18 protein-coding genes and 1 pseudogene are annotated in these 24293 nt (G+C 72.2%); 13 read left to right on the forward strand and 6 right to left on the reverse strand.

The window, feature by feature from the left end; genetic code table 11:
• Both E1287_RS08375 and E1287_RS08380 read right to left on the reverse strand, forming a co-directional pair.
• A pseudogene (locus E1287_RS08375) lies at nucleotides 1–543 on the reverse strand (MFS transporter); the annotation flags it as partial.
• A 96-nt stretch (nucleotides 544–639) separates the two neighbouring features.
• Nucleotides 640–1173 (reverse strand): TetR/AcrR family transcriptional regulator, encoded by a 534-nt coding sequence (locus E1287_RS08380; RefSeq protein WP_131964280.1) that lies wholly within the window; start codon nucleotides 1171–1173, stop codon nucleotides 640–642.
• Nucleotides 1174–1310: 137 nt separating this feature from the next.
• Here E1287_RS08380 and E1287_RS08385 point away from each other — a divergent pair, with 137 nt between their 5' ends.
• Both E1287_RS08385 and E1287_RS08390 read left to right on the forward strand, forming a co-directional pair.
• Nucleotides 1311–2480 carry a cysteine desulfurase family protein gene (locus E1287_RS08385; RefSeq protein ID WP_131964345.1) on the forward strand — a complete coding sequence of 390 codons (1170 nt, stop codon included), beginning with the start codon at nucleotides 1311–1313 and terminating at the stop codon, nucleotides 2478–2480.
• 55 nt (nucleotides 2481–2535) lie between these two features.
• Nucleotides 2536–3366, forward strand: coding sequence for a DUF1206 domain-containing protein (locus tag E1287_RS08390; protein ID WP_243718740.1), 831 nt, complete (start codon nucleotides 2536–2538; stop codon nucleotides 3364–3366).
• A gap of 23 nt (nucleotides 3367–3389) precedes the next feature.
• On the opposite strand, the gene E1287_RS08395 is transcribed toward E1287_RS08390, so the two are convergent.
• Nucleotides 3390–4466 (reverse strand): DUF695 domain-containing protein, encoded by a 1077-nt coding sequence (locus E1287_RS08395; protein WP_131964281.1) that lies wholly within the window; start codon nucleotides 4464–4466, stop codon nucleotides 3390–3392.
• A gap of 227 nt (nucleotides 4467–4693) precedes the next feature.
• Between E1287_RS08395 and mnmA the strand changes: the two genes are divergently transcribed.
• The 4 genes from mnmA (at nucleotide 4694) to E1287_RS08415 (ending at nucleotide 11464) form a co-directional block, all read left to right on the forward strand.
• Nucleotides 4694–5770, forward strand: a complete 1077-nt coding sequence (gene mnmA, locus E1287_RS08400; protein ID WP_131964282.1) for a tRNA 2-thiouridine(34) synthase MnmA — start codon at nucleotides 4694–4696, stop codon at nucleotides 5768–5770.
• A 46-nt stretch (nucleotides 5771–5816) separates the two neighbouring features.
• Entirely contained in the window at nucleotides 5817–6821 is a 1005-nt protein-coding gene (locus E1287_RS08405) for a methionine synthase (RefSeq protein WP_131964283.1), read from the forward strand.
• Nucleotides 6822–6873: 52 nt separating this feature from the next.
• Complete coding sequence (gene ligA / locus E1287_RS08410; RefSeq protein WP_131964284.1) at nucleotides 6874–9042, forward strand: NAD-dependent DNA ligase LigA; 2169 nt, start codon at nucleotides 6874–6876, stop codon at nucleotides 9040–9042.
• A 256-nt stretch (nucleotides 9043–9298) separates the two neighbouring features.
• Nucleotides 9299–11464 (forward strand): GGDEF domain-containing phosphodiesterase, encoded by a 2166-nt coding sequence (locus E1287_RS08415; protein WP_131964285.1) that lies wholly within the window; start codon nucleotides 9299–9301, stop codon nucleotides 11462–11464.
• Between the two features lie 175 nt (nucleotides 11465–11639).
• On the opposite strand, the gene E1287_RS08420 is transcribed toward E1287_RS08415, so the two are convergent.
• Nucleotides 11640–11888: a DUF6458 family protein gene (locus E1287_RS08420; protein WP_131964286.1), complete on the reverse strand. Its 249-nt coding sequence runs from the start codon at nucleotides 11886–11888 to the stop codon at nucleotides 11640–11642.
• Between the two features lie 162 nt (nucleotides 11889–12050).
• Between E1287_RS08420 and gatC the strand changes: the two genes are divergently transcribed.
• Genes gatC through gatB form a run of 3 tightly spaced genes read left to right on the forward strand, consistent with a single transcriptional unit; the run spans nucleotide 12051 to nucleotide 15345 of the window.
• Nucleotides 12051–12350, forward strand: a complete 300-nt coding sequence (gatC, locus tag E1287_RS08425; protein WP_131964287.1) for an Asp-tRNA(Asn)/Glu-tRNA(Gln) amidotransferase subunit GatC — start codon at nucleotides 12051–12053, stop codon at nucleotides 12348–12350.
• Between the two features lie 2 nt (nucleotides 12351–12352).
• On the forward strand, nucleotides 12353–13846 hold the full coding sequence (gatA, locus tag E1287_RS08430) for an Asp-tRNA(Asn)/Glu-tRNA(Gln) amidotransferase subunit GatA (RefSeq protein WP_207934085.1): 1494 nt from the start codon (nucleotides 12353–12355) through the stop codon (nucleotides 13844–13846).
• A gap of 14 nt (nucleotides 13847–13860) precedes the next feature.
• Nucleotides 13861–15345 (forward strand): Asp-tRNA(Asn)/Glu-tRNA(Gln) amidotransferase subunit GatB, encoded by a 1485-nt coding sequence (gene gatB / locus E1287_RS08435; protein ID WP_131964347.1) that lies wholly within the window; start codon nucleotides 13861–13863, stop codon nucleotides 15343–15345.
• A 24-nt stretch (nucleotides 15346–15369) separates the two neighbouring features.
• On the opposite strand, the gene E1287_RS08440 is transcribed toward gatB, so the two are convergent.
• Nucleotides 15370–16458 (reverse strand): PQQ-dependent sugar dehydrogenase, encoded by a 1089-nt coding sequence (locus tag E1287_RS08440; protein WP_131964289.1) that lies wholly within the window; start codon nucleotides 16456–16458, stop codon nucleotides 15370–15372.
• A gap of 456 nt (nucleotides 16459–16914) precedes the next feature.
• Between E1287_RS08440 and E1287_RS08445 the strand changes: the two genes are divergently transcribed.
• From E1287_RS08445 to ilvC, 4 genes are all read left to right on the forward strand, one after another.
• The gene (locus tag E1287_RS08445) at nucleotides 16915–19764 is read left to right on the forward strand and encodes a GGDEF domain-containing phosphodiesterase (protein WP_131964290.1); all 2850 of its coding nucleotides are present in this window, start codon (nucleotides 16915–16917) and stop codon (nucleotides 19762–19764) included.
• A gap of 237 nt (nucleotides 19765–20001) precedes the next feature.
• Nucleotides 20002–21768: an acetolactate synthase large subunit gene (locus E1287_RS08450; RefSeq protein WP_279503740.1), complete on the forward strand. Its 1767-nt coding sequence runs from the start codon at nucleotides 20002–20004 to the stop codon at nucleotides 21766–21768.
• A gap of 5 nt (nucleotides 21769–21773) precedes the next feature.
• The gene (gene ilvN, locus E1287_RS08455; RefSeq protein WP_131964292.1) at nucleotides 21774–22298 is read left to right on the forward strand and encodes an acetolactate synthase small subunit; all 525 of its coding nucleotides are present in this window, start codon (nucleotides 21774–21776) and stop codon (nucleotides 22296–22298) included.
• Between the two features lie 74 nt (nucleotides 22299–22372).
• Nucleotides 22373–23356: a ketol-acid reductoisomerase gene (ilvC, locus tag E1287_RS08460; protein WP_131964348.1), complete on the forward strand. Its 984-nt coding sequence runs from the start codon at nucleotides 22373–22375 to the stop codon at nucleotides 23354–23356.
• Nucleotides 23357–23465: 109 nt separating this feature from the next.
• On the opposite strand, the gene E1287_RS08465 is transcribed toward ilvC, so the two are convergent.
• Nucleotides 23466–24260 carry a hypothetical protein gene (locus E1287_RS08465; RefSeq protein ID WP_131964293.1) on the reverse strand — a complete coding sequence of 265 codons (795 nt, stop codon included), beginning with the start codon at nucleotides 24258–24260 and terminating at the stop codon, nucleotides 23466–23468.
• Nucleotides 24261–24293 lie beyond the last annotated feature (33 nt).

Raw genomic sequence — 24293 nt, forward strand, 5'->3', positions numbered from 1 at the left:
GGGCAGGTAGGTGCGGCCGAGCGCGAGCCCGGCGGGCAGCGTCAGCAGCGCGGCGGTCAGGACGGTCGCGGTGAACCCGAGCCCGGCCGCGGCGGTGACGACGCCGAACAGCCCGCCGCTCATCGCGCCGACGCACCACCCGGCGTGCATGCCGCTCATGATCGACCGCCCGTACGCCCGCTCGACGACGCTGCCCTGCGCGTTCATCGCGATGTCGGTGATGCCGAACGTCATGCCGAACAGCACCACGGCGGCGAGCAGCACGCCGTACGTGGGCGCGAGCGCGACGGCCGCGTACGACAGCGCGGTCAGCGGCAGCGCGACCCGCAGGGCGGCGCGGCTCCCGGCGCGGGCCATCACGCCGCGCAGCGCCTGCATGGCCGCGACCGCGCCGAGCCCCCAGACGAGGACGACGATGCCGATCTCGGCCTCGCTCGTCCCGAACTTGGCGGCGAGCGCGGGCATGCGCGCCACCCACACCCCGGTCAGCAGACCGGCCAGCGCGAAGGTCAGGAACGTTCCCGAACGGGCACGGAACAGCATGGTTCACCTCTTTCGGCAGTCGTGGAACGCTCCAGGCGTGGCCCGGCGGGGCGTTCAGGTGGGTCGGTCGGGATGGACGGTCGGCTCCGTCCGGCGTCATCGCTCCAGCAGGCCCAGGAGCCGCTGCCGCAGCGCTTCGAGCTGCTCTTCGCCGTACAGCCCGGGATCGTGGCTCACCACTTCCCAGAGCCCCTCGGCCGCCAGCCGGACGACCGTCGCGATGCCCGGGTCGGGGTCGTCCGCGGGGGCGCGGCCGTGCCAGCGCCGCATCGCCTCGTTCAGCGGCGCGGCCTGCTCCGGATCGGCGGCGGCGGCCGTGATGGCCGACCAGCGCCGGTAGGCACGGGCCTCCCCGGTCAGGATCTCGAACGTGGCCTCGACGTAGGCCCGGGTGTAGGCGCCCGGCACGCCGTCCCCGTAGGAGTCGAGGTAGGTCGCGATCAGGTCGTCGAACTCGTCGATGACCCGCGCCACCATCGCCCGGACCAGGGCCTCCTTGGTCGGGAAGTGGTACAGGAGCCCGCCCTTGCTGACGCCCGCGCGGTCCGCGACCGCGGTGAGCGTCAGCGCCTGCGTCCCCTGCTCGGAGAGGACGGCTTCGGCGGCGTCGAGGAGGGCATCCTTCATCATGGTCAATTTACTGTACCGGCTGGACGGTACAGACGGCCAACCGGGCCGCCGCCGCCCGTATTCCCGGGTGCGCGCCGCCGGCCGCGCCGGGGCACCGCGAAGGGAACATCCGGCACGCGGATACTGTTGTCCGCGTGGTGACCTACCTCGACCATGCGGCGACCACCCCGATGCTGCCCGAGGCCATCGAGGCGATGACGGCGGAGCTGCGCGAGATCGGGAACCCGTCCTCGCTGCACGCGGCGGGACGGCGCGCCCGCCGGGTCGTGGAGGAGTCCCGCGAGATCATCGCGGAGGCGTTCGACGCCCGTCCGAGCGAGGTCGTGTTCACCTCCGGCGGCACCGAGGCCGACAACCTCGCCGTCAAGGGCCTCTACTGGGCCCGCCGCGCCGCCGACCCGGCCCGCACCCGCGTGCTGGCGAGTGCCGTCGAGCACCACGCCGTCCTGGACTCCGTCCAGTGGCTCGCCGACCATGAGGGCGCCCGTGTCGACTGGATTCCGGTGAACGATGCCGGGCGCGTCCGTCCCGAGGCTCTCGCCGATGCGCTGGGCGACGACGTGGCGCTCGTGAGCGTGATGTGGGCCAACAACGAGGTCGGCACCGTCCAGCCGGTCGCGGAGCTGGCCGCCGCCGCCCGCGAGCACGGCGTCCCCCTGCACACCGACGCCGTCCAGGCCGCCGGGACGCTGCCCGTCTCGTTCGCGGCGAGCGGCGCGCACGCGCTCACGGTCACCGGGCACAAGCTCGGCGGCCCCATCGGCGTCGGCGCGCTGCTGCTCGCCAAGCCGTACCCGCCCGGCCTCGTCGACCCGGTGCCGCTGCTGCACGGCGGCGGCCAGGAGCGCGACGTCCGGTCCGGGACGCTCGACACGCCCGCCATCGCCGGGTTCGCCGCCGCCGTCCAGGTCATGGTGGCGCGCCGCGAGGCCGAGGCGCGCCGGCTCACCGAGCTGCGCGACCAGCTGATCGACGCCGTCCGCGCCGTCGTGCCGGACGCGGTCCTGAACGGCGACCCCGCCGCCCGGCTCCCCGGCAACGCGCACTTCTCCTTCCCCGGCTGCGAGGGCGACGCGCTGCTCATGCTGCTGGACGCGCGCGGCATCGCCTGCTCCACGGGCTCGGCCTGCTCCGCCGGCGTCTCCCAGCCCAGCCACGTCCTGACCGCGATGGGCTCGACCGCGGAGCACGCCCGCGGCTCGCTGCGCTTCACCCTCGGCCACACCTCCACCGAGGCCGACGTCAAGGCCCTCGCCGACGCCATCGCCCCGGCCGTCGAACGCGCCCGCCAGGCCGGTCTCAGCTGATCTACCCCGGTTTGACCGTTCCTTGAGCGGGGACAGCGTGCCCGTGGCAACGGATGTGAGCGACGGACTCGAGAAGGCGGCGGGACACCCCTGGTTCCATGTCATGTCCCGCGTGGGGCTGGTCGCGCGCGGCCTCCTCTACATCCTCATCGGATGGCTGGCCGTGCAAGTGGCCTTCGGTGGGAGCGGGCAGGAGGCCGACCGGAAGGGCGCGCTGCAGACCGTCGCCGACAACCCCGGCGGCCCGGTGGTCATCGTGCTGATGGCGGTCGGCTTCGCCGCGCTCGCCTTCTGGCAGTACGCGGAGGTCGTGCACGGGCGTCCCGTCCCGGACGGCGACAAGCCCACCAAACGCCTGGCCTCCGCCGGGCGCGGCATCGTCTACACGGCCGGTTGCGCCGCGACCCTCGCGTTCCTGCTCGGCTACCAGGGGAAGTCCAGCGACCAGCAGTCCAAGACCGTCACCGCGCGCCTGATGAGCGAACCGGGCGGCCGCTGGCTCGTCCTGGCGATCGCCGCGGGCTTCGTGGTGTGGGGCGCCGTCGTGATCGTCGCCGCCGTCCGCCGCACGTTCATGGACGAGCTCAGTACCGCGGCGATGGGCCGTCTCGCGCACCGCGTCGTCCAGCCGTTCGGGGTCGTCGGCAACATCGCCCGCGGCCTCGTCGGCGCCGCCGCGGGCGCGTTCCTCGCCTACGCGGCCATCACCTTCCAGCCGGACAAGGCCAAGGGCCTGGACGGCACGCTCCGCGAGTTCGCCGCGACCCCCGCCGGGGCGTGGGGCCTCGCCGCCCTCGCCGCGGGCGTGCTCACCTTCGGTGTCTACAGCCTCTTCGAGTCCCGCTACCGCAAGGTCGACTCGACGGGGCCCGCCCACGCCGCCTGACCCCCGGCACGCTCACCCGGAGATCACGGCTGGTACGGCGTGAGGGCCTTCCAGCCGGGGTCGCTGGTCGACGCGACCTTCGCCTTCCCTTCCGACCATCCGGCGGCGAGCTGGTCGAGCTCGGAGATCACGCCGGAGTCGGGGTCGGCGTAGAGGTGGAAGACGCGCAGGCCGTCGCCGGTCTCGCGGACGGCCAGCACGGCGCGGTCGCCGAGCTTGGCGAGCTTCTTCTCGAACGCCCGCAGCGCGCCCGAGGACGGCTCGACGGGCAGCCGGTCGGGGTTGCTGTTGGCGTACGGGACGGAGATCGCCACGTGCAGGTCGCAGAGCGGGTAGTCCTGCCGGTGCAGCGGGAACCGGGCGCCGAGCCGGGCGGGATGGCCGCGCGGGGTGCGGCCCTCGCCGGTCAGCCAGGCGGGCTCGGCGAACGGCTCGGAGATCTGCTCGATGACCGACGGCAGCATCGAGGGCGGCAGCGCGTCGATCGGCGCCTCCGTCGCGATCGAGACCTCGCCGACCCAGCGGGCGACGTCGTCCTCGCCGAGCGCCCAGTGCAGGACGTTCATCGCGACCTGGATCTGCTGCTCCTCCGCGACGAACAGGAAGTCGGGATGGTAGGCGGTGAGGTGCACGCGGGCGCGGCCCGAGTCGGCGCGCATGCCGAGCCGCACGTACTCCAGGTCGAACTCGTGGTCGCCGAGGACGAGGTCCTGGCCGAGCATCTCCGGGTCGGCCTGCCGGGCGGGGTGGAACGTCCAGCCGCCCGCCGCCGCACCGGACGGCGCCGACCGCGCCCACCGCTCGGTGACGCCGCGCAGCTCAGGGTTCCCGCCGCCGGTCACGGTGAGGGCCGGGGCCCGGTCCTCCGCGCCGCCGATCTCCCACAGCAGCCCTGGGTGGATCTTGTGGATGCGCCGGGACAGCTCCTCGATCGCGTCCGCGGACAGCCCCTCGCCGGGCGTCTCGGGCTCGGGCTGGTCGGGCCCGGCGGCCAGGGACGCCTCGATCGTCGGGCGGGCCTGCGCCCACCACTCCCAGAACTCGCTGATCGCGGGCGGCGTCACCGCGGACGCGTCGCGCGGACGACGGAAGATTCCCAACTGTCGTCTCTTCCTTGTCGTGGTCAAGCGGCCGAGCCGCCTCAGGACCGGGGCCGATGAGGTCGCTGGAGGATGGTTCCCGGCATGGCGCGGGGCTCGGCCGGGAGTCCGGCGAGGCCATGCCCGTCCCGTAAACCCTACGTGAGCCGCCGCGCTTCCCGCCGCCGCCCGCCCGGTCCGGAAACGATGACGGGTGAGGGCCTCGCGGCGCGTACCCTCGAAGGGTTATGGCACTCCGTGTACTAGCCGCGATGTCCGGCGGCGTCGACTCCGCCGTGGCCGCCGCCCGCGCCGCCGAGGCCGGGCACGACGTCACCGGCGTCCATATGGCCCTGTCCAGCAACCCGCAGTCGTACCGGTCGGGCGCCCGCGGCTGCTGCACCCTGGAGGATTCCAGGGACGCGCGCCGCGCCGCCGACGTGATCGGCATCCCGTTCTACGTGTGGGACCTCGCCGAGCGCTTCCACCGCGACGTCGTGGAGGACTTCGTCAGCGAGTACGCGGCGGGCCGCACCCCGAACCCCTGCCTGCGCTGCAACGAGAAGATCAAGTTCGCGGCGCTGCTGGATCGTGCCAGGGCGCTGGGCTTCGACGCCGTCTGCACCGGCCACTACGCGCGGCTGGACGACGGCGTCCTGCGCCGCGGCGTCGACGCGGGCAAGGACCAGTCGTACGTCCTGGCCGTGTGCACGCCCGAGCAGCTCGCGCACGCGCTGTTCCCGCTCGGCGACACGTCCAAGGCCGACATCCGGCGGGAGGCTGAGCGCCGCGGCCTCCAGGTGGCCGACAAGCCCGACAGCCACGACATCTGCTTCATCGCGGACGGCGACACGCGCGGCTTCCTGGCCGAGCGGCTCGGCGAGGCGCCCGGCCCGATCGTCGACACCGACGGCAACGAGGTCGGACGCCACGACGGCGCCTACGCCTACACGATCGGGCAGCGCAAGGGGCTGCGGATCGGCACGCCCGCGCCTGACGGGCGTCCGCGGTACGTCCTGGACATCTCCCCGGTGACGAACACGGTGACCGTGGGGCCGCGCGACTCGCTGGACGTCGACGAGATCACCGGCGAGCGCCCGGTGTGGCTGAGCGAGGCCCCGGAAGGGCCGTTCGGCTGCCACGTCCAGCTCCGCGCGCACGGAGAGGTCTACGGCTGCACGGCCGAGCGGGACGGCGACACCCTGCGCATCCGCCTGTCCAGCCCCGCCCGCGGCGTCGCGTCCGGGCAGGCCGCCGTCCTGTACGACGGCGAGCGCGTGCTCGCGTCCGCGACGATCGCCGACACCGCCCGCGTCCCCGCCTAGGGGCGGGCCGCGATCTTCGGGACGGCGCGCCGATAGGGTCGCTCCTGTGACGACGAGCTATCCGTGGCAGGCGGGCACCGCGACCGGGATCGGGTCGTATCCGGGCGGCGACCCGGCGGAGGCGCTGCGGGTCGTGCTGGGCGAGCTGCCCGAGATGCCGCATCTGCCGGAGCTGCCCGCGCGCGGTCCGGGCGCCGACCTGACGGGACGGACGGCCGGGCTGCTGGTCGACATGCCGATCCACCTGGAGCCGTCCGGCTGGCGGTTCTCCGACCGCCCGGGCCTCGACACGTCCAGGTCCCGCGACCATCTGGCCCGCGATCTGGACATCCTGGAGGAGGTCGCGGGCGGGCACGACGGGCCGTTCAAGATCCAGGTGTGCGGGCCGTGGACGCTGGCCGCGACGATCGAGCTGAGGCACGGCGACCGGGCGCTCAAGGACCCGGGCGCCGTCCGCGACCTGGCCGCCTCGCTCGCCGAGGGCGCCGCCGCGCACGTGGCGGACGTCAGGCGCCGCCTGCCCGCCGCGCAGATCCTCCTCCAGCTGGACGAGCCGAGCCTGCCCGCCGTCCTCGCCGGGACGGTCCCGACCGCAAGCGGCTTCTCCCGGCTCCGGGCGATCGAGGAGCCCGTCGCGGAGGAAACGCTCAGGACGGTCATCGAAGCGGTGGACGCGTTCCCGATCGTCCACTGCTGTGCGCGGGACGTCTCGTACGCGCTGCTCCGGGGCGCGGGCGCGAAGGGGATCTCGGTCGATCTGAGCCTCGTGCCGAGGCGCGACGACGACGCAGTGGGCGAGACTATCGACGCGGGGACGGGCCTCCTGCTCGGCGCGGTGCGCGCGACGGACGGCGTCCTGCCGCCCCTCCAGGCGACCGCCGAGCCGGTACGGCAGCTGTGGGGGCGGCTCGGGTTCCCGCCCGCGCAGCTGGCGCGGCAGGTCGTGATCACCCCGGCGTGCGGCATGGCGGGCGCGTCCCCGCGCTACGTCCGCGAGGCGCTCAAGCGCTGCCGAGACACCGCCCGGATGATCTACGAAGCCGCTGACTGAGCGGGGGCGCGGCGCGGCTCGTATTGTCGGACGTGATGGCGACAATAGGGGCATGACCATGAGCGATACGGTTCCGAGTGAGGCACGGCAGCGGCATCTGGAGCTGAGCCGGGAGATCGACGAGGCCAACTACCGCTACTACGTCCTCGACCAGCCGACGCTCACCGACGCCGAGTACGACGCCCGGATGCGCGAGATCGGCGACCTGGAGGAGCGGCATCCGGAGCTGGTCACGCCCGACTCGCCGACGCAGCGGGTCGGCGCGCCGATCGTCACCGACTTCGCGACCGTCGAGCATCTGGAGCGGATGCAGAGCCTCGACAACGCGATGAGCGACGACGAGCTGCGGGCGTGGGACGAGCGCGTCGTCCGGGAGGTCGGCGAGGTCGCCGGCTACCTGTGCGAGCTGAAGATCGACGGGCTGGCGATCGCGCTGACCTACGAGAAGGGGCGGCTCGTCCGCGGCGTCACGCGCGGCGACGGGCGCACCGGCGAGGACGTCACCAACAACGTCCGCACCATCGCCGACATCCCGTCCCGGCTGTCGGGCGACGGCTGGCCGGACGTCCTCGAAGTGCGCGGCGAGGTCTTCCTCCCCGTCGAGGGGTTCGATCAGGTGAACGCCGCGCAGGTCGAGGCCGGCAAGGACCCGTTCGCGAACCCGCGCAACGCCGCCGCCGGGTCGCTGCGGCAGAAGGACCCGCGGATCACGGCGCACCGGCCGCTCGGCATGCTCGTCCACGGGTTCGGCGCCTGGCGGGGCGGGACGCAGCCGGAGAGCCAGTCCGGCGCGTACGAGCTGATGCGCGGCTGGGGACTGCCGGTCAGCGACCGGTACAAGGTCCTCGGCGGGATGGACGCCGTCCGCGAGTACATCGCCGGGTACGGCGAGGACCGGCACATCACCGCCTACGAGATCGACGGGGTCGTCGTCAAGGTCGACCAGTTCTCCCTCCAGCGGCGGCTCGGCTCGACGAGCCGCGCGCCGCGCTGGGCGATCGCGTGGAAGTACCCGCCGGAGGAGGTCAACACCAAGCTGCTCGACATCAAGGTCGGCGTCGGGCGGACGGGCCGCGTCACCCCCTACGGCGTGATGGAGCCGGTGAAGGTCGCCGGGTCGACCGTCGAGCGCGCCACGCTGCACAACGCGAGCGAGGTGAAGCGCAAGGGCGTGCTGATCGGCGACACGGTCGTGCTGCGCAAGGCCGGCGACGTGATCCCCGAGATCCTCGCGCCGGTGACCGCGCTGCGGGACGGCTCTGAGCGCGAGTTCGAGATGCCCTCGCATTGCCCCGAGTGCGGCACCGAGCTGGCGTACGAGAAGGAGGGCGACGCCGACATCCGCTGCCCGAACGCCCGGTACTGCCCCGCGCAGCTGCGCGAGCGGCTGTTCTTCGTGGCGAGCCGCAACGCGCTCGACATCGAGGCGCTCGGCTACGTCGGGGCGACGGCGCTGACGCAGCCGCTGGAGCCCGCCGAGCCTCCGGTCAAGAACGAGGGCGACCTGTTCCATCTGACCGTGGAGGAGCTGCTGCCGATCAGGAGCCTCGTCCTCGACCAGAAGACGGGCACGTCCAAGATCGACCCGAAGACCGGCGAGCCGAAGGTCGTGTCGTTCTTCGCGAACAAGGAGGGCGAGCCGAAGAAGACGGTCGAGTTCCTCTTCGAGGAGCTGGAGAAGGCGAAGCGGCAGCCGCTGTGGCGGGTGCTGGTGGCGCTGTCGATCCGGCATGTCGGGCCGGCCGCCGCGCAGGACCTGGCCCGCGAGATGCGCTCGATGGACGCGATCGCGACCGCGTCCGAGGAGGAGCTGGCCGCGGTGGACGGCGTCGGCCCGACGATCGCCGCGGCGATCAGGGCGTGGTTCGAGGTCGGCTGGCACCGGGAGATCGTCGAGAAGTGGCGGGCGGCGGGCGTCCGGATGGAGGACGAGGGCGCGGCGGGCCCGCGTCCGCTGGCCGGGGTGACCGTGGTGATCACCGGGTCGCTGGAGGGGTTCAGCCGGGACTCGGCCACCGAGGCGGTGCAGGGGCTCGGCGGCAAGGTGTCCGGCTCGGTGTCCAAGAAAACGGACTTCGTCGTCGCAGGTGACAACCCTGGGTCGAAATACGACAAAGCAGTCAAGTTGGGCGTATCGGTATTGGGGGAGGAAGGCTTCCGAGTTCTCCTCGCCGACGGACCGGATGCGGCCAAGGCCGTAACCGTCAGCGCCGACGAATAACGCCGCGTGGTCGGAACCCCGCCACCAGGGTTGCGTTACTCAGGGGTACACTTCAACTACCCAACGGTGAGTGGCGGGTAGGGATCAGGCATAACGGAACGTACCCAAATGGTTTCGCGAAGTTGAGCAAAGGCCGTACCCTCCCTCTCATCACGACCTACACCTGAATCTCCGGACGTAACACCCGAGGGGCGTCCCTCGAGGTCGGGGACGTCCGGTGCCGGGGACGGCCCCCCGAATCCCCCCCGAGGATGTGATGAAGGACCCGAACAACACGCGGAACACGGCGCCGCGCCGTGGATCCCCGTTGTGGATCTACTTCGTCGTCGTCATCCTGCTCGGCGTCGCCGCGGGCGGCGTCGCGTTCTCCGGGCTGACCGCCGACGACCTGGACGCGCTCGCGAGCACGCCCGTGTTCTGGATCCTCGGCTGCTTCATCATCTTCGGCGAGCTCCGCCCGATCATCACGCCCGGCTCCACCGAGAACAACGGCGCGACCACGTCCACGACCTTCTCGTTCGCCGCGCTCCTGTACGCCGGGCTGCCGATCGCCGCCGCCCTGCAGGCCGTCGCCGTCATCACCTGCGGGATCTTCCGCGGCCGCACCCCGCACCGCATCGCGTTCAACGTCGCCCAGTACACCCTCAGCCTCGCCGCCGCGCAGCTCGTCCTCGCCCTGTTCGGCGACCTCGCCACCCCCACGAACCTGTGGGTGCCCGACGGCGCCGACCTGGCGGCGATCGCGCTCGCCGGCACCGTCTACTTCATCTGCAACGACACGCTCGTCGGCTCCGCCGTCGCGCTGCACGAGCGGGTCTCGCTGATCAAGGCGCTCCGCTGGGATCTCGGCTACCAGGTCCTCGTGCACCTGGCGCTGCTCGGCCTGGCGCCGCTCATGGTCATCGCCATGGACCGGTCCGCCGCCTTCGTGCCGCTGATCGTCCTGCCGTTCATCGCCGTGTACCTGAACGCGTCGGTGTCCGTCCGGCGCGAGCACCAGGCCCTGCACGACGGGCTGACCGGCCTCCCGAACCGCAAGCTGCTGATCGTCCGGACGGAGGAGGCCCTCGCCGAAGCGCGGGGCGCGGAAAAGCGCGGCGCCGAGAAGCGCGGCGCGGAGAAGGCGAGCGCGGAGCAGCGCGGCGCCGCGAAGCTCGCGCCGCGCGCCGGGCTCGCGCCGCGCCGCCGCAAGGCGACCGACCCGCCGAAGCACCGCGCCGGGCTGTTCCTCCTCGACCTCGACCGGTTCAAGGAGGTCAACGACACCCTCGGGCACCCCACCGGCGACCGCCTCCTGCAGCTCGTCGCGCACCGCCTCACGCACAGCGTCCGCCCCGGCGACCTCGTGGCCCGGCTCGGCGGCGACGAGTTCGCGGTGCTGCTGCCGTCCGTCCGGGACGAGGCCGCCGCCCGCGAGGTCGCCGCCCGCCTCCGCGCCGCGCTGAGCGAACCCGTCCGGCTGGACGGCATGTCGTTCGACCTGGAGGGCAGCGTCGGCATCGCGCTGTTCCCCGACCACGCGCCCGACTTCGAGCTCCTCCTCCAGCGCGCCGATGTCGCGATGTACAACGCCAAGGAGGCACGCTCCGGCGTCGAGATCTACTCGGCCCGCAAGGACCGCAACTCCCCGGCGCGGCTCAGCATGCTCGGCGACCTGCGCCGCGCCATCGACCGCTCCGAGCTGGAGCTGTTCTACCAGCCCAAGGTGTCCCTGCGGGACGGCCAGCTCGTCGGCATGGAGGCGCTGCTGCGCTGGCGCCACCCCGACAAGGGCATCCTCGAACCCGAGGCGTTCCTGTCGGTCGCCGAGCAGACGTACCTGATGCGCTCGATCACCCACCACGTCGTCGGCGCCGCGCTCGCGCAGGCCGCCGCCTGGTGGCGCGAGGACCTGACCGTGCAGGTCGCGGTGAACGCCTCCGGACGCGACCTGTTCGACACCGGCCTCACCGAGACGATCGAGGAGGGCCTGCTCGCCCGCGGCCTGCCCGCCGCCGCCCTCCAGCTGGAGATCACTGAGCGGATCCTGATGAACGAGCCCGCCTACGCCTCCGACACCGTCGGCGCGCTCGCCGAGCTCGGCATCCCGCTCAGCCTGGACGACTTCGGCACCGGCTACTCCTCGCTCGTCCGGCTCAACCGGCTCCCCGTCGAGGAGATCAAGATCGACTCATCGTTCGTGGGGCGGCTCGCCGAGTCCACCGAGGACGCCGTCATCGTCCGCTCCATCGTCGACCTCGCCCGCACCCTCGGCCTGCGCTCCGTCGCCGAGGGCGTCGAGGACCCGGCCACCGCCCGCGCGCTCCGCGAGATGGGCTGCGACGCCGCCCAGGGCTGGCACTTCGGCCGGCCCATGGACGCCGAGGCCGCCACCGACTGGCTCCGCCGCCACATGCAACGCGCCCCAGAACCGGCCGCGTAGCTTATTGCGTCTCTCTCCTCCTTCGGGCCCTGGGGGCCCTCCATCGTCGAGAAACGCGCGCGATCGCTGCATCGCTCCGACTCGCCTGGCGGCTCGCTGCGCGATCAGCTTTCTCGCAAGCTCGAAACCTGCCTTCGGTCGCGATCGCGACGGCTCAGGTCGCCGTGTAGATCGCTCAGTAGGGGCGGCGGCGGGTTTCGTATTCGTCGTAGTACTCCTCGCGGACGTGCTGCGGCGGGGGGCGGCGCTCGATGGCGCGGCGGGCGGAGACGATCCGGATGACGCCGATGACGAGGCCGATCAGGCCGCCGATCATCAGGATCACCCCGACCAGCCGGATGTCGACGCCGCTGAACTCGTAGTCGACCGCGTAAGCCAGGATCGCGCCGATGATGAGCAGGGCGATGCTGCCGCCGATGGTCATGGCGTCCTCCGTTCGTCGTCCGGGGGTGTGAACACCATCGTTCCCGCCACCGGGATCTGAAACGGCGCGCCGGATCGCGCCCGCGTAAACCGGTCGGGCGGACGGGGGCGCGGCCCATAGGATGGCCGGTGAACCCAACACTTCGCAGGAACGGTTTCTCTCATGTCCGCCATCACCCGTGACGAGGTGTCGCATCTCGCCCGGCTGTCCCGGCTGGCGCTCGGCGACGATGAGCTCGACCATCTCGCCGCCCAGCTCGACCAGATCATCTCCGCGGTCGCGCGGGTGCAGGAGGTCGCCGCGGAGGACATCCCGCCCACCTCGCACGCGCTGCCGCTGACCAACGTCTACCGGACGGACGAGGTCCGCCCGTGCCTGCCGCCCGAGCAGGCCCTCGCCGGGGCGCCCGCCGCCGAGGAGCAGCGCTTCCGCGTCCCGCGGATCCTGGACGAGGAGGCGTGACGATGCTGGTCAGGAAGAGCGCGGCGGAACTCGGAGAGCTGCTCGCCGCCGGCGAGGTGTCGGCGGTCGAGGTCGCCGAGGCCCATCTGGACCGCATCGCCGCGGTGGACGGCCAGGTCAACGCGTTCCTGCACGTCGACCGCGACACGACGCTGGCGCAGGCCCGCCGGGTGGACGAGCGCCGCGCCGCGGGCGAGGCCCTCGGCCCGCTGGCGGGCGTCCCCGTCGCGCACAAGGACGTGTTCACCACCCGGGACATGACCACCACCGCCGGATCCAAGATCCTCGAAGGGTGGCGGCCGCCGTACGACGCGACCGTGACGGCCCGGCTCCGCGAGGCCGGCCTGGTCATCCTCGGCAAGACGAACATGGACGAGTTCGCGATGGGCTCGTCCACCGAGAACAGCGCCTACTTCACCTCGCGCAACCCGTGGGACCTGGAGCGCGTCCCGGGCGGGTCGTCCGGCGGGTCGTCGGCGGCCGTCGCCGCGTACGAGGCGCCGCTGTCCACCGGCACCGACACCGGCGGCTCGATCCGGCAGCCCGCCGCCGTCACCGGGATCGTCGGCATGAAGCCCACCTACGGCGGCTCGTCCCGCTACGGCGTGATCGCGTTCGCGTCGTCGCTCGACACGCCTGGGCCGTTCGCACGGAACGTCCTCGACGCGGCCCTCCTGCACGAGACGTTCAGCGGCCACGACCCGATGGACTCCACGTCGGTGAGCGAGGCCGTCCCGCCGGTCGTGGAGGCGGCCCGCCGCGCCGACGTCAACGGGCTGCGCGTCGGCGTCGTCAAGGAGTTCGCGGGCGACGGCTACCAGCCGGGCGTTTCGGCGCGCTTCACCGAGGCGGTCGAGCTGCTGGAGTCCCTCGGCGCGAAGGTCGTCGAGGTCTCCTGCCCGCACTTCACGTACGCGCTGCCCGCCTACTACCTGATCGCGCCGTCGGAGTGCTCGTCCAACCTGGCCCGCTTCGACGCGATGCGGTACGGCCTGCGCGTCGGCGACGACGGTGCCCGCAGCGCCGAGGAGGTCATGGCGCTGACCCGCGCGGAGGGCTTCGGGCCCGAGGTGAAGCGGCGCATCATGCTCGGCACGTACGCGCTGTCGTCCGGCTACTACGACGCCTACTACGGCAAGGCGCAGCAGGTCCGCACGCTCATCAAGCGCGACTTCGAGACCGCGTTCGAGCAGGTGGACGTGCTCGTCTCGCCGACCACGCCGACCACCGCGTTCCCGATCGGCGAGCGCGCCGACGACCCGATCGCGATGTACCTGGCCGACCTGTGCACGATCCCGGCCAACCTCACCGGCAACGCCGCGATCTCCGTCCCGTGCGGGCTGGCCGACGGCCTTCCGGTCGGCCTGCAGATCATGGCGCCCGTCCTCGGCGACGACCGCGTCTACCGCGTCGGCGCCGCCGTCGAGCGGGCCCTCGAAGACCGCTGGGGCGGCCCGCTCCTGGCCAAGGCCCCGGAACTGGTGGAGGCGAAGTGAGCACCCCGACTCTGATGAACTACGACGAGGCGCTCGCGCGGTTCGAGCCCGTCCTCGGCATCGAGACGCACATCGAGCTGGGCACCGCGTCGAAGATGTTCTGCGGCTGCCCGACCGGGTTCGGCGCCGAGCCGAACACGCAGGTGTGCCCGGTGTGCCTGGGGCTGCCCGGGTCGCTGCCCGTCACCAACCACGCCGCGATCGAGGGCATCATCAAGATCGGCCTCGCGTTGAACTGCGACATCGTGGAGTGGTGCCGGTTCGCCCGGAAGAACTACTTCTATCCGGACATGCCGAAGAACTACCAGATCTCGCAGTACGACGAGCCGCTCTGCGTGGACGGCCACCTGGAGGTGGACGTCGAGGGCGACACCTACCGGATCGAGATCGAGCGCGTCCACATGGAGGAGGACACCGGCAAGTCGCTGCACGTCGGCGGCTCGACCGGCCGCATCCACGGCGCGGAGTACTCGCTGGTCGACTACAACCGGGCGGGCATCCCGCTGGTCGAGATCGTGACCAAGCCGATCGTCGCGACCGGCGACAAGGCGCCGCTCGTCGCCCGCGCCTACGCGACGGAGCTGCGCGAGCTGGTCCGGTCGCTGGGCGTGTCGGACGTGCGCATGGAGCAGGGCTCGATGCGCTGCGACGTGAACGTCTCGCTCATGCCGCGCGGCGCGACCGAGTGGGGGACGCGTACCGAGACGAAGAACGTGAACTCGCTGCGTTCGGTGGAGCGGGCCGTCCGGTCGGAGATCGAGCGGCAGGGCGGCGTGCTGTCGGACGGCGGCCGCGTCGTCCAGGAGACGCGGCACTTCCACGAGGACACCGGCCGCACCACCAGCGGGCGCAGCAAGGAGGAGGCGCAGGACTACCGCTACTTCCCCGAGCCGGACCTGGTGCCGATGGCGCCGTCCCGCGACTGGGTGGAGGAGCTGCGCGCCTCGCTGCCGGAGCTTCCGGCCGCGCGGCGGCGCCGCATCCAGAAGGAGTGGAGCCTGTCCGACCTGGAGCTGCGCGACGTCGTCAACGCGGGCGCCGTCGACCTGATCGAGGCGACGATCGCGCACGGCACCGACGCCACGTCCGCGCGGAAGTGGTGGATGAACCAGCTGTCCCGGCACGCCACCGAGCAGGGCGTCGAACTGGCCGAGCTGCCCGTCACGCCCGAGCAGGTCGCGCGCGTCCAGGCGATGATCGCCGCGGGGGAGCTGAACGACAAGCTGGCCCGCAAGGTGTTCGAGGGCGTCCTCGCCGGGGAGGGCACGCCGGACGAGGTCGTCGCCGCGCGCGGGCTCAAGGTCGTCAGCGACGAGGGCGAACTCGCGTCCGTCGTCGACCAGGTGATCGCCGACAACGCCGACGTGGCCGACAAGGTCCGCGCAGGGAAGGTCGCCGCGGCGGGCGCCCTGGTCGGGGCCGTCATGAAGGCGACCCGCGGGCAGGCCGACGCCGGACGGGCCCGCGAGCTGATCCTGGAGAAGCTCGGCGCGTCCTGACCCGCCGGCGGCCGGGCGGACGCGTCAGCGCACGGGGATGCTGAGGATCCTGTCGTCGTCGGCTTTCGGCTCGCCCCGGCCGTCGTGGTTGCTGGTGGCGATCCAGACCGAGCCGTCCGGGGCCCGGACGGCGGCGCGGACGCGGCCGTACTCGGACGTGTGCCGGGCGACCGGACGCGCCGTCCTGCCGTCGTCCAGCGGGACCTGCCACACGCGCTCGCCGCGCAGCGCCGCGACCCACAGGGAGCCGCCCGCGTAGGCGAGGCCGGACGGGGACGCCTCGCCGGTCGACCAGGTCAGGAGGGGGTCGGTGAACCCGTCGCGGTCGCCGACCCCTTCGACGTCGGGCCAGCCGTAGTTCTTGCCCTTCTCGATGAGGTTGATCTCGTCGAAGCGGTTCTGGCCGAACTCGGTGGCGTAGAGGCGGCCCCTGTCGTCCCAGGCGAGGCCCTGGACGTTGCGGTGCCCGTACGTCCAGACGCGGTTGCCGAACGGGTTGCCGGGAGCGGCCTTCCCGTCGGGGGTGACGCGGAGGATCTTGCCGCCGAGGGACTCCTTGTCCTGGGAGAGCCCTTCCTCGCCGACCTCGCCGGTGGTGATGTAGAGCATCTTGTCGGGGCCGAACTCCAGGCGTCCTCCGTTGTGGTTGAAGCCCTTCGGGATGCCGGTGACGATGGGCTGCGGCGTGCCGAGACGTCCGTCGAACGTGGCGCGGACGACCCGGTTGTCGGACGCGGCCGTGTAGTACAGGTAGATCATGCGGTCGGTGGCGTAGGCGGGGGAGACGGCGACGCCCATCAGGCCGCCCTCGCCGCCCGGCTCCACGCCGGGCACCTTGCCGACCTGCTCCCACTCGCCGGACGCCTTGACCCGCACGAGGTTCGCGCTGTCGCGTTCGGTCACGAGCGCGTCGCCGCCCGGCAGGAACGCGATCGCCCACGGCACCTTCAGCCCGGTGGCGATCCTCCGCGGTTCGCCCGGGCTCCCCGTCCCCGGCGTCGCGGTGGTGGTGAGGGGCGGCGGCGTGTGCGCGCTCCCTTCCCCGGACCCGTCCGACGAGCAGGCCGCCAGGAGCACCGCGGCCGTGGCCAGGACGATCGTGTGCAGTCGCATGAGCGCCTCCCGTAGGTAGTACGGATCCGGGCGGCCCGCCGTTCCCGCCCGGCTCCGGTGCCCGGCCGGACGCGTCCTGCGCCCGGCCCGGAGTGGTCACTCAGCGTAATGCCGACCATGGGGGAACATCAGGGACGTTCGCCTTTCGGGTGTCCCAAACCGTGATCCGACGAGGTCGTTTGTCGCCGGGAGGACGCCCAGCCTCAATCGCTCCGTGACCTACCGAACGTACATTGAGCGACACGGTGATCCCGTAGTGCAGCAATGTCGCTGATCTCCCGGCGGGCGAGCCGGCGTGGTTCGCCACCGGCCCGCGCCGATCCCGCGCGGGGCACGATTCAGGACCTTCCGACCGTTATCCGTGCGGTGAGGGTCGTGAACCCGGCATCTCCCCTGGCGCGTTTCAGCGCACGCAGGGACTGGACGCTCCACCGGGGCAGGAAGGGACACGGCGCGATGAGCGGCGATTACGCCAGGCGGGTGCCGCCGCGTGCGCTGCCGGTGGCCATGGCCGCGGTCGTCGGCGTGCTGTACGCCATCGGCTCGCTGCTGGGCTGGGGCGGCCGTGCCTTCATCGCGTGGGCCGAGGTGGGCGCCGCGGGCGCCGCCGCGGTCTCCCTGCTGCTGTCGGCCCGGCGGCCGGACGGCATCCCCGCGGACGGCGCTCCCGATGCCCTCTCCGGCGGCCTCTGGCGCGCGTCCTGGCGCTGGTACGGCATCGCTGCGGCGTCCTGGTTCCTCGGCGCCCTGGGCAGCGCCTTGTCGGACGGTCACGCCCGCAGCGCGCTCTCTCTGTCCGTACCCGACCTTTTCTACCTCTTCGCCCTGGTGGCGCTGGTCGTCGGCCTCGTCGCCCCGATCAGATTGCCGCGCGACACGGGGGTGTGGCTGCGCTACGCCGCCGACACCTATGTCTGCGCGTGCGCGCTGTTCGTCCTCGGCTGGGTCGCCGTTTTCGGAACGCTCTACCACCGGTCGGGGGAGTCGCCGTCCGCGTTCCTGCTGGAGCTGCTCTACCCGCTGATCGACATCGTGTTCATCTGCGGCGCGCTGCCGTTCGTCCTCGGCGCGGCGCGCGGGGGCCGCCGGCTCGCGTGGATGGGGTACGGCGCGCTGACGGCCATCGCGGTCGCCGACATCGTGACGACGTTCGTCCGGCTGGACGGCGGCGACCAGGCCGGCGACCCGTCCGACATCCTGCGGCTCGCAGGGCTGCTGCTCCTGCTGCTGGCGCCGTGGACGGGCCCGGCCGCCGAGCCGGATCTGCCGGTCGACGACGTCCCCGAAGGCGAGGCCGCTCCCGAGGAGCGGTGCGGCCGCATGATCGGCCCCGGGCTCGCGCCCGCCGCGGTCGCCGCCGCGGCCGGGCTGTTCATCGCGGGCCACTCGGTCACCGGGGAGAACGGCCTCGAACCGGGCATCTCGATCGCCGCGGGCTCGGCCGCGCTGGTGCTGATCGCCCGGCTGGCGGGCCTGCTGCGGGAGAACGACGCGCTGCGCCGCGCCGTCGTCACCGGCGAGGAACACTTCCGTGCCCTGTCGGAGAGCATCAACGACGCCGTGCTCATCTGCGACATGGACGCCACCGTGCAGTACGCCAGCGCCGGGGCGCTCCGCACGTACCGCTACACGCCCGACGAGCTGCTCGGACGCCCGCTGAGCGAGCTCATCCACCCGGAGGACCTGCCGCGCGTCCAGGACGTGTTCACCGAGTTCCTCGACGACGACCCTTCAGGCGCACGCCCCGGCGGGTTGCAGGACGCGCTGCGCGTGTCGTTCCGGGTGCGCGCGGCGGACGGCACCTGGCTGCCGACCGAGTCCACGATCTCCCGGTACAGCGGCACGGACGGCGCGCCCGCGCGGCTGCTGGTCACGACCCGCGACCTCAGCGAGCAGGCGGCGCTGCAGCGGCAGGTCGCGCACCTGACGTTCCACGACGGGCTGACGGGCCTGCCGAACCGGTCCTACTTCGAGGAGCGCGTCCGGGAGGTGCTGTCGCGGCACCCGTCCGGCGGCGGCGTCGCGGTCGTGTTCGTCGACCTGGACGGCTTCACGGCGGTGAACGACTCCGACGGGCACGCGGCCGGCGACCAGGTGCTGGCGCAGGCGGCGCGGCGGCTGCGCGCGAACGTCCAGGCGGACGACACGGTGGCGCGCTGGGGCGGCGACGAGTTCGCCGTCCTCGTCCAGCTCCCGCCGGACGACCGTGAGACGCGCGCCACAGTGGAACTGGCCGGACGCCTGCTGCGCGTGCTTTCGGCCGACCCTTATCAGGTCGGTGACAAGCACATCGTGCTGACGGCGAGTGTCGGGATCGCGTTCGCAGGCGACGAGGAAGGGGCCGAGTCGGCGGGCGGCGCACCGGTGACGGCACGCAGGCTCCGTCGCACCGCCGCCGACCTGATGCGCAACGGCGACCTGGCGATGGCCCGCGCGAAGGAGCTCGGCGGCGGGCGCGTCGAGGTGTACGCGCCGCACATGCACGCCGACGTCGTCCGGCGGCTGGAGCTCGGCAGCGACCTGCAGCGGGCGCTGGCCGAGGAGCAGTTCGCGGTCGAGTTCCAGCCGGTGGTGGACCTCGCGACGTCCCGGGTGACGGGCGTGGAGGCGCTGCTGCGCTGGTGGCGGGGGAGCGAGGCGGTGCCGCCCGAGGAGTTCATCGGCCCGGCGGAGGAGTCCGGCCTGATGGTCCCGCTCGGCGGCTGGGTGCTGCGGGAGGCGTGCCGCGAGGTCGCCCGCTGGCGCCGGGACTCCTGGGCGGTGGGCCTGTCGGTGAACTTCACCGCCCGGCAGATCGCCGCGCCGCGGTTCGTGGAGTCGGTCGCGGCGGCGCTGGAGGAGACCGGGCTGCCGCCGCACGCGCTGACGCTGGAGGTGCGGGAGGAGGTCCTCGTCGAGGACGCGGGCCAGAACGTGGAGCGCCTGGTGGAGCTGCGCGACCTCGGCGTCCGGCTCGCGATCGACGACTTCGGCACCGGGTACGCCTCGCTGGCCTACCTCGGCCAGCTGCCGGTCGACATCATCAAGATCGACCCGTCGTTCGTGGCGGGCCTCGGCTCGGACGAGACGCTGACGCTGCTCACCCGGACGATCGTGCGGCTCGGCAGCGACCTGGGCCTGACCGTGGTGGCGGAGGGCATCGAGCGCCCGGAGCAGCTGGAGCTGCTGCGCGAGATGGGCTGCCCGCGCGGCCAGGGCTTCCTCGTGGCGCGCCCGATGGCGGCGGAGCGGGTCGAGTCGCTGGTCCGGACGAACCTGGAAGGCAGGGCTCTTTCCGGCGACGTCCCGCTGCCCCTTCCGGGCTGACCGCCGTCCCGGCGTGTCTCAATATGTGAGACAAAGTGTCCAAGGATTTGACCGGTGGCCCGTCATCGGCGAAAGTGGGGCTCGTGCAGAGCATCCTTGGCATTCTCGTAGTACTTGGTCGGCGCGCAGGCTGACCGAGCACCCTGACCTGCGCGCCTCCCCTCGACCGCCCACGGCGGCGAGGGTTTTTTGTTGCCCGGAGCCCGAACCCCGATTTTCTCCCCAAGGAACGCAGAAATCATGACGACCGAACAGATGACGGGAGCCCAGGCGCTGGTCCGCGCCCTGGAGAACGTCGGCGTCGACACCGTGTTCGGAATTCCGGGCGGCGCGATCCTCCCGGCGTACGACCCGCTGTTCGACTCCGCGAAGCTGCGCCACATCCTCGTCCGGCACGAGCAGGGCGCCGGCCACGCGGCCCAGGGCTACGCCATGGTCACCGGCAAGGTGGGCGTGTGCATGGCCACCAGCGGGCCCGGCGCGACCAACCTCGTCACCGCGATCTCCGACGCCTACATGGACTCGGTGCCGATCGTGGCGATCACCGGCCAGGTGGCGTCGTCGCTGATCGGGACGGACGGCTTCCAGGAGGCCGACATCGCCGGCATCACGATGCCGATCACCAAGCACAACTTCCTGGTGACCAAGGCCGGCGACATCGCCCGGACGATCGCCGAGGCGTTCCACATCGCGGGCACCGGCCGTCCTGGACCGGTCCTCGTCGACATCGCGAAGGACGCGCTCCAGGCCACGGTGAACTTCGAGTGGCCGGTCACGCTGCAGCTCCCCGGGTACCGGCCGGTCACGCGCCCGCACTCCAAGCAGGTGCGCGAGGCGGCGCGGCTGATCGTCCAGGCGCAGCGGCCGGTGCTGTACGTCGGCGGCGGCGTGCTGAAGGCCGGCGCGTCCGCCGAGCTGAAGGTGCTCGCCGAGCTGACCGGCGCGCCCGTCGTCACAACGCTGATGGCCAAGGGCGCGCTGCCCGACAGCCACCCGCTGCACATGGGCATGCCCGGCATGCACGGCGGCGTCGGCGCGGTCGGCGCGCTGCAGCGGTCCGACCTGCTGGTCGCGCTCGGCGCCCGGTTCGACGACCGCGTCACCGGCAAGCTGGACGGGTTCGCGCCCGGCGCCAAGATCGTGCACGCCGACATCGACCCGGCGGAGATCTCCAAGAACCGGCACGCCGACGTCCCGATCGTCGGGGACGCCCGCGAGGTCATCGCCGACCTGATCGTCGCCGTGCAGAACGAGCACGAGGCCGGGCGCAAGGGCGACTACGGCGACTGGTGGCGGCAGCTCGAAGCGTGGCGCGCGACGTACCCGCTCGGCTACGACACGCCGGACGACGGCTCGTTGTCCCCGCAGTACGTCATCGAGCGCATCGGCCGCATCGCCGGTCCCGACGCGTACTACGTCGCGGGCGTCGGCCAGCACCAGATGTGGGCCGCGCAGTTCATCAAGTACGAGCGTCCCGGCGCGTTCCTGAACTCCGGCGGGGCCGGGACGATGGGCTACGCCGTCCCGGCCGCGATGGGCGCCAAGGTCGGCTCGCCCGACTCGACCGTGTGGGCGATCGACGGCGACGGCTGCTTCCAGATGACCAACCAGGAGCTCGCGACCTGCGCGATCGAGGGCGTCCCCGTCAAGATCGCCGTGATCAACAACGGGAACCTCGGGATGGTCCGGCAGTGGCAGACGCTCTTCTACGACGGGCGGTACTCCAACACGACCCTGCAGTCGGAGTCCGGGCTCGCCGCCAAGCGCATCCCGGACTTCGTGAAGCTCGCCGAGGCGTACGGTTGTGTCGGCCTGCGCTGCGAGAAGGCCGAGGACGTGGACGAGGTCATCGCCAAGGCGATGGAGATCAACGACGCGCCCGTCGTCATCGACTTCGTGGTGCACAAGGACGCCATGGTCTGGCCGATGGTCGCGGCCGGGACCACCAACGACGACATCAAGATCGCGCGGGACATGGCGCCCGAGTGGGAGAACGGAGACTGACCCCGATGAGCCTGCACACCCTGTCGGTGCTCGTGGAGAACAAGCCCGGCATCCTGGCCCGGGTCGCGGCGCTGTTCTCCCGGCGCGGCTTCAACATCGAGTCCCTCGCGGTCGGCACCACCGAGCACCCGGAGATCTCCCGGATGACGATCGTGGTGAACGTCGAGGACCTGCCGCTGGAGCAGGTCACCAAGCAGCTCAACAAGCTGATCAACGTGCTGAAGATCGTCGAGCTGGACTCGTCGGCGTCCGTCCAGCGGGAGCTGGTGCTGGTCAAGGTGCGCGCCGACGCCGAGACGCGCTCGCAGGTGCTGGAGACCGTCCAGCTGTTCCGCGCCAAGGTGGTGGACGTCGCGCCGGACGCCGTCACCATCGAGGCCACCGGCAACCGCGACAAGCTGGACGCGTTCATCAGGGTCCTGGAGCCGTTCGGCATCAAGGAGCTGGTGCAGTCGGGCATGGTGGCCATCGGCCGCGGCGCCCGGTCCATCACCGACCGGTCGCTGCGGGCCATCGAGCGCAGCGCGTGACCCGCGCGGGGGCACGTCCCCGCACCTTGGGCGAATTCACGAAACCAACGAAAGGCAATAGCACTGTGGCTGAGATGTTCTACGACGACGCCGCCGACCTGAGCGTGATCCAGGGCCGGCACGTCGCGATCATCGGTTACGGCAGCCAGGGGCACGCGCACGCGCTCTCCCTGCGCGACTCCGGCGTCGACGTGCGGGTCGGGCTCCGCGAGGGGTCGGCCAGCCGGGAGAAGGCGGAGGCCGAGGGGCTGCGCGTCGTCACCCCGGCGGAGGCGGCCGAGGAGGCCGACCTGATCATGCTGCTGGCCCCGGACCACCACCACCGGGAGATCTTCGAGAAGGACATCCGCCCGGCGCTGGTCGAGGGCGACGCGCTGTTCTTCGGCCACGGGTTCAGCATCCGGTACGACCTCGTCCAGCCGCCGGAGGGCGTGGACGTGGCGATGGTCGCGCCGAAGGGCCCGGGGCACCTCGTCCGCCGCCAGTTCGTCGCCGGGCGCGGCGTGCCGGTGATCGTGGCCGTGGAGCGCGACCCGTCCGGCGGCGCCTGGCCGCTGGCCCTCTCCTACGCCAAGGCGATCGGCGGCCTGCGCGCGGGCGGCATCAGGACGACGTTCACCGAGGAGACCGAGACCGACCTGTTCGGCGAGCAGACGGTGCTGTGCGGCGGCGTCTCCGAGCTGATCAAGACGGGTTTCGAGGTGCTGACCGAGGCCGGCTACCAGCCGGAGGTCGCCTACTTCGAGGTCCTGCACGAGATGAAGCTGATCGTCGACCTGATGTACGAGGGCGGCGTGTCGAAGATGTACTGGTCGGTGTCCGACAACGCCGAGTACGGCGGCTACAGCCGCGGCCCGCGCGTGATCACGCCGGAGACCAAGGCCGCGATGAAGAAGATCCTCGGCGAGATCCAGTCCGGCCAGTACGCCAAGGAGCTGGTGGACGAGTTCGAGGGCGGCCAGAAGCAGTTCGGCAAGTACCGCGAGGAGCTCGCCGAGCACCCGATCGAGAAGACGGGCGCCGAGCTCCGTCCCATGATGAGCTGGCTCAACGACTAACCGTCCTCCAGCCCCCACCCACACCATTCAACGGACGAGCTCCGCTCGACTGACCGATGGCCGGCGTGTTGCCCTACCGATCGAACCGTGATGGGGCGACACGCCGGGGTCAGCGGTCGCGGAGGAGGCGGCCGAGCCTGGTGCGGAGCGGCGGGCGGCGGCCGTCGGTGTCGGCGACGACCAGCGCCAGGTGGCCCCCCTTGGTGAAGTAGACCGTGACGTCCTTGGCCTCGGCGGTGCGCCGCTGCTGGACGGTCTTCACGCCGTCGCCGCGGACCGACCCGAAGCGGGCCTCGCGCGTCACGCCGAGGCTCGTCGCGGAGACGTGCACGTCCCAGCGCCCCGGCTCGACGACGGCCGGGTCGGCGACGGCCTCGAACGCTCCGGGGCTTTCCTGGCGGGGCTCGGCGAGGAAGCCGTGCTCCCGGCCGGAGGTCCGTTCCCGCAGGATGACGTCCACGGCGGTCCGGTTCGTCTCGACGCGCTGCAGCGCCGCGAAGCCGCGGATGCGGATCTTCCTGTTCTGCCAGGTGACGGCGTCCAGGCGGTGGTCCACCCCGACCTCGGTGGTGATGTCGGCGTCCTGGCGGGGGACGCCGCGCAGGTACGGGTACATGGCGTAGATCCGCCCGCCGACCACGACGGCGCCCGCCAGGACGCCGTCGGTCTCGTCGCGGATGAGCCGCTCCAGCTCGTCGTCCAGGCCGTGCTGGATGCAGAACGCCCTGAGCCGGACGGACGCGGGCATCGCGGCGCGGGCGGCCTCGCTGAGGCCCTCCTCGCCGATGACGCGGCGGGTGCCGTCGACGAGGCGCTCGCGCTGCACGCGGTCGAGGCTCAGGTAGCGGTGGTCGTACACGCGCAGGACGTCGCGCAGGACGCTGATGGTGCAGTCCGAGCTCACGGAGTCTCCTGATCGGCCGGGAACGACAGTTAC

The sequence above is a fragment of the Actinomadura sp. KC06 genome, from assembly GCF_004348735.1.
Lineage (GTDB): Bacteria > Actinomycetota > Actinomycetes > Streptosporangiales > Streptosporangiaceae > Spirillospora.

Excerpts from the sequence above, each read along its gene's own strand:
- E1287_RS08380 (WP_131964280.1), bottom strand. The coding sequence starts at position 1,173 with ATGATGAAGGATGCCCTCCTCGACGCCGCCGAAGCCGTCCTCTCCGAG.
- mnmA (WP_131964282.1), top strand. The coding sequence starts at position 4,694 with ATGGCACTCCGTGTACTAGCCGCGATGTCCGGCGGCGTCGACTCCGCC.
- ligA (WP_131964284.1), top strand. The coding sequence starts at position 6,874 with ATGACCATGAGCGATACGGTTCCGAGTGAGGCACGGCAGCGGCATCTG.
- E1287_RS08415 (WP_131964285.1), top strand. The coding sequence starts at position 9,299 with ATGAAGGACCCGAACAACACGCGGAACACGGCGCCGCGCCGTGGATCC.
- E1287_RS08420 (WP_131964286.1), bottom strand. The coding sequence starts at position 11,888 with ATGACCATCGGCGGCAGCATCGCCCTGCTCATCATCGGCGCGATCCTG.
- gatC (WP_131964287.1), top strand. The coding sequence starts at position 12,051 with ATGTCCGCCATCACCCGTGACGAGGTGTCGCATCTCGCCCGGCTGTCC.
- gatA (WP_207934085.1), top strand. The coding sequence starts at position 12,353 with ATGCTGGTCAGGAAGAGCGCGGCGGAACTCGGAGAGCTGCTCGCCGCC.
- gatB (WP_131964347.1), top strand. The coding sequence starts at position 13,861 with ATGAACTACGACGAGGCGCTCGCGCGGTTCGAGCCCGTCCTCGGCATC.
- E1287_RS08440 (WP_131964289.1), bottom strand. The coding sequence starts at position 16,458 with ATGCGACTGCACACGATCGTCCTGGCCACGGCCGCGGTGCTCCTGGCG.
- E1287_RS08445 (WP_131964290.1), top strand. The coding sequence starts at position 16,915 with ATGAGCGGCGATTACGCCAGGCGGGTGCCGCCGCGTGCGCTGCCGGTG.
- ilvN (WP_131964292.1), top strand. The coding sequence starts at position 21,774 with ATGAGCCTGCACACCCTGTCGGTGCTCGTGGAGAACAAGCCCGGCATC.
- ilvC (WP_131964348.1), top strand. The coding sequence starts at position 22,373 with ATGTTCTACGACGACGCCGCCGACCTGAGCGTGATCCAGGGCCGGCAC.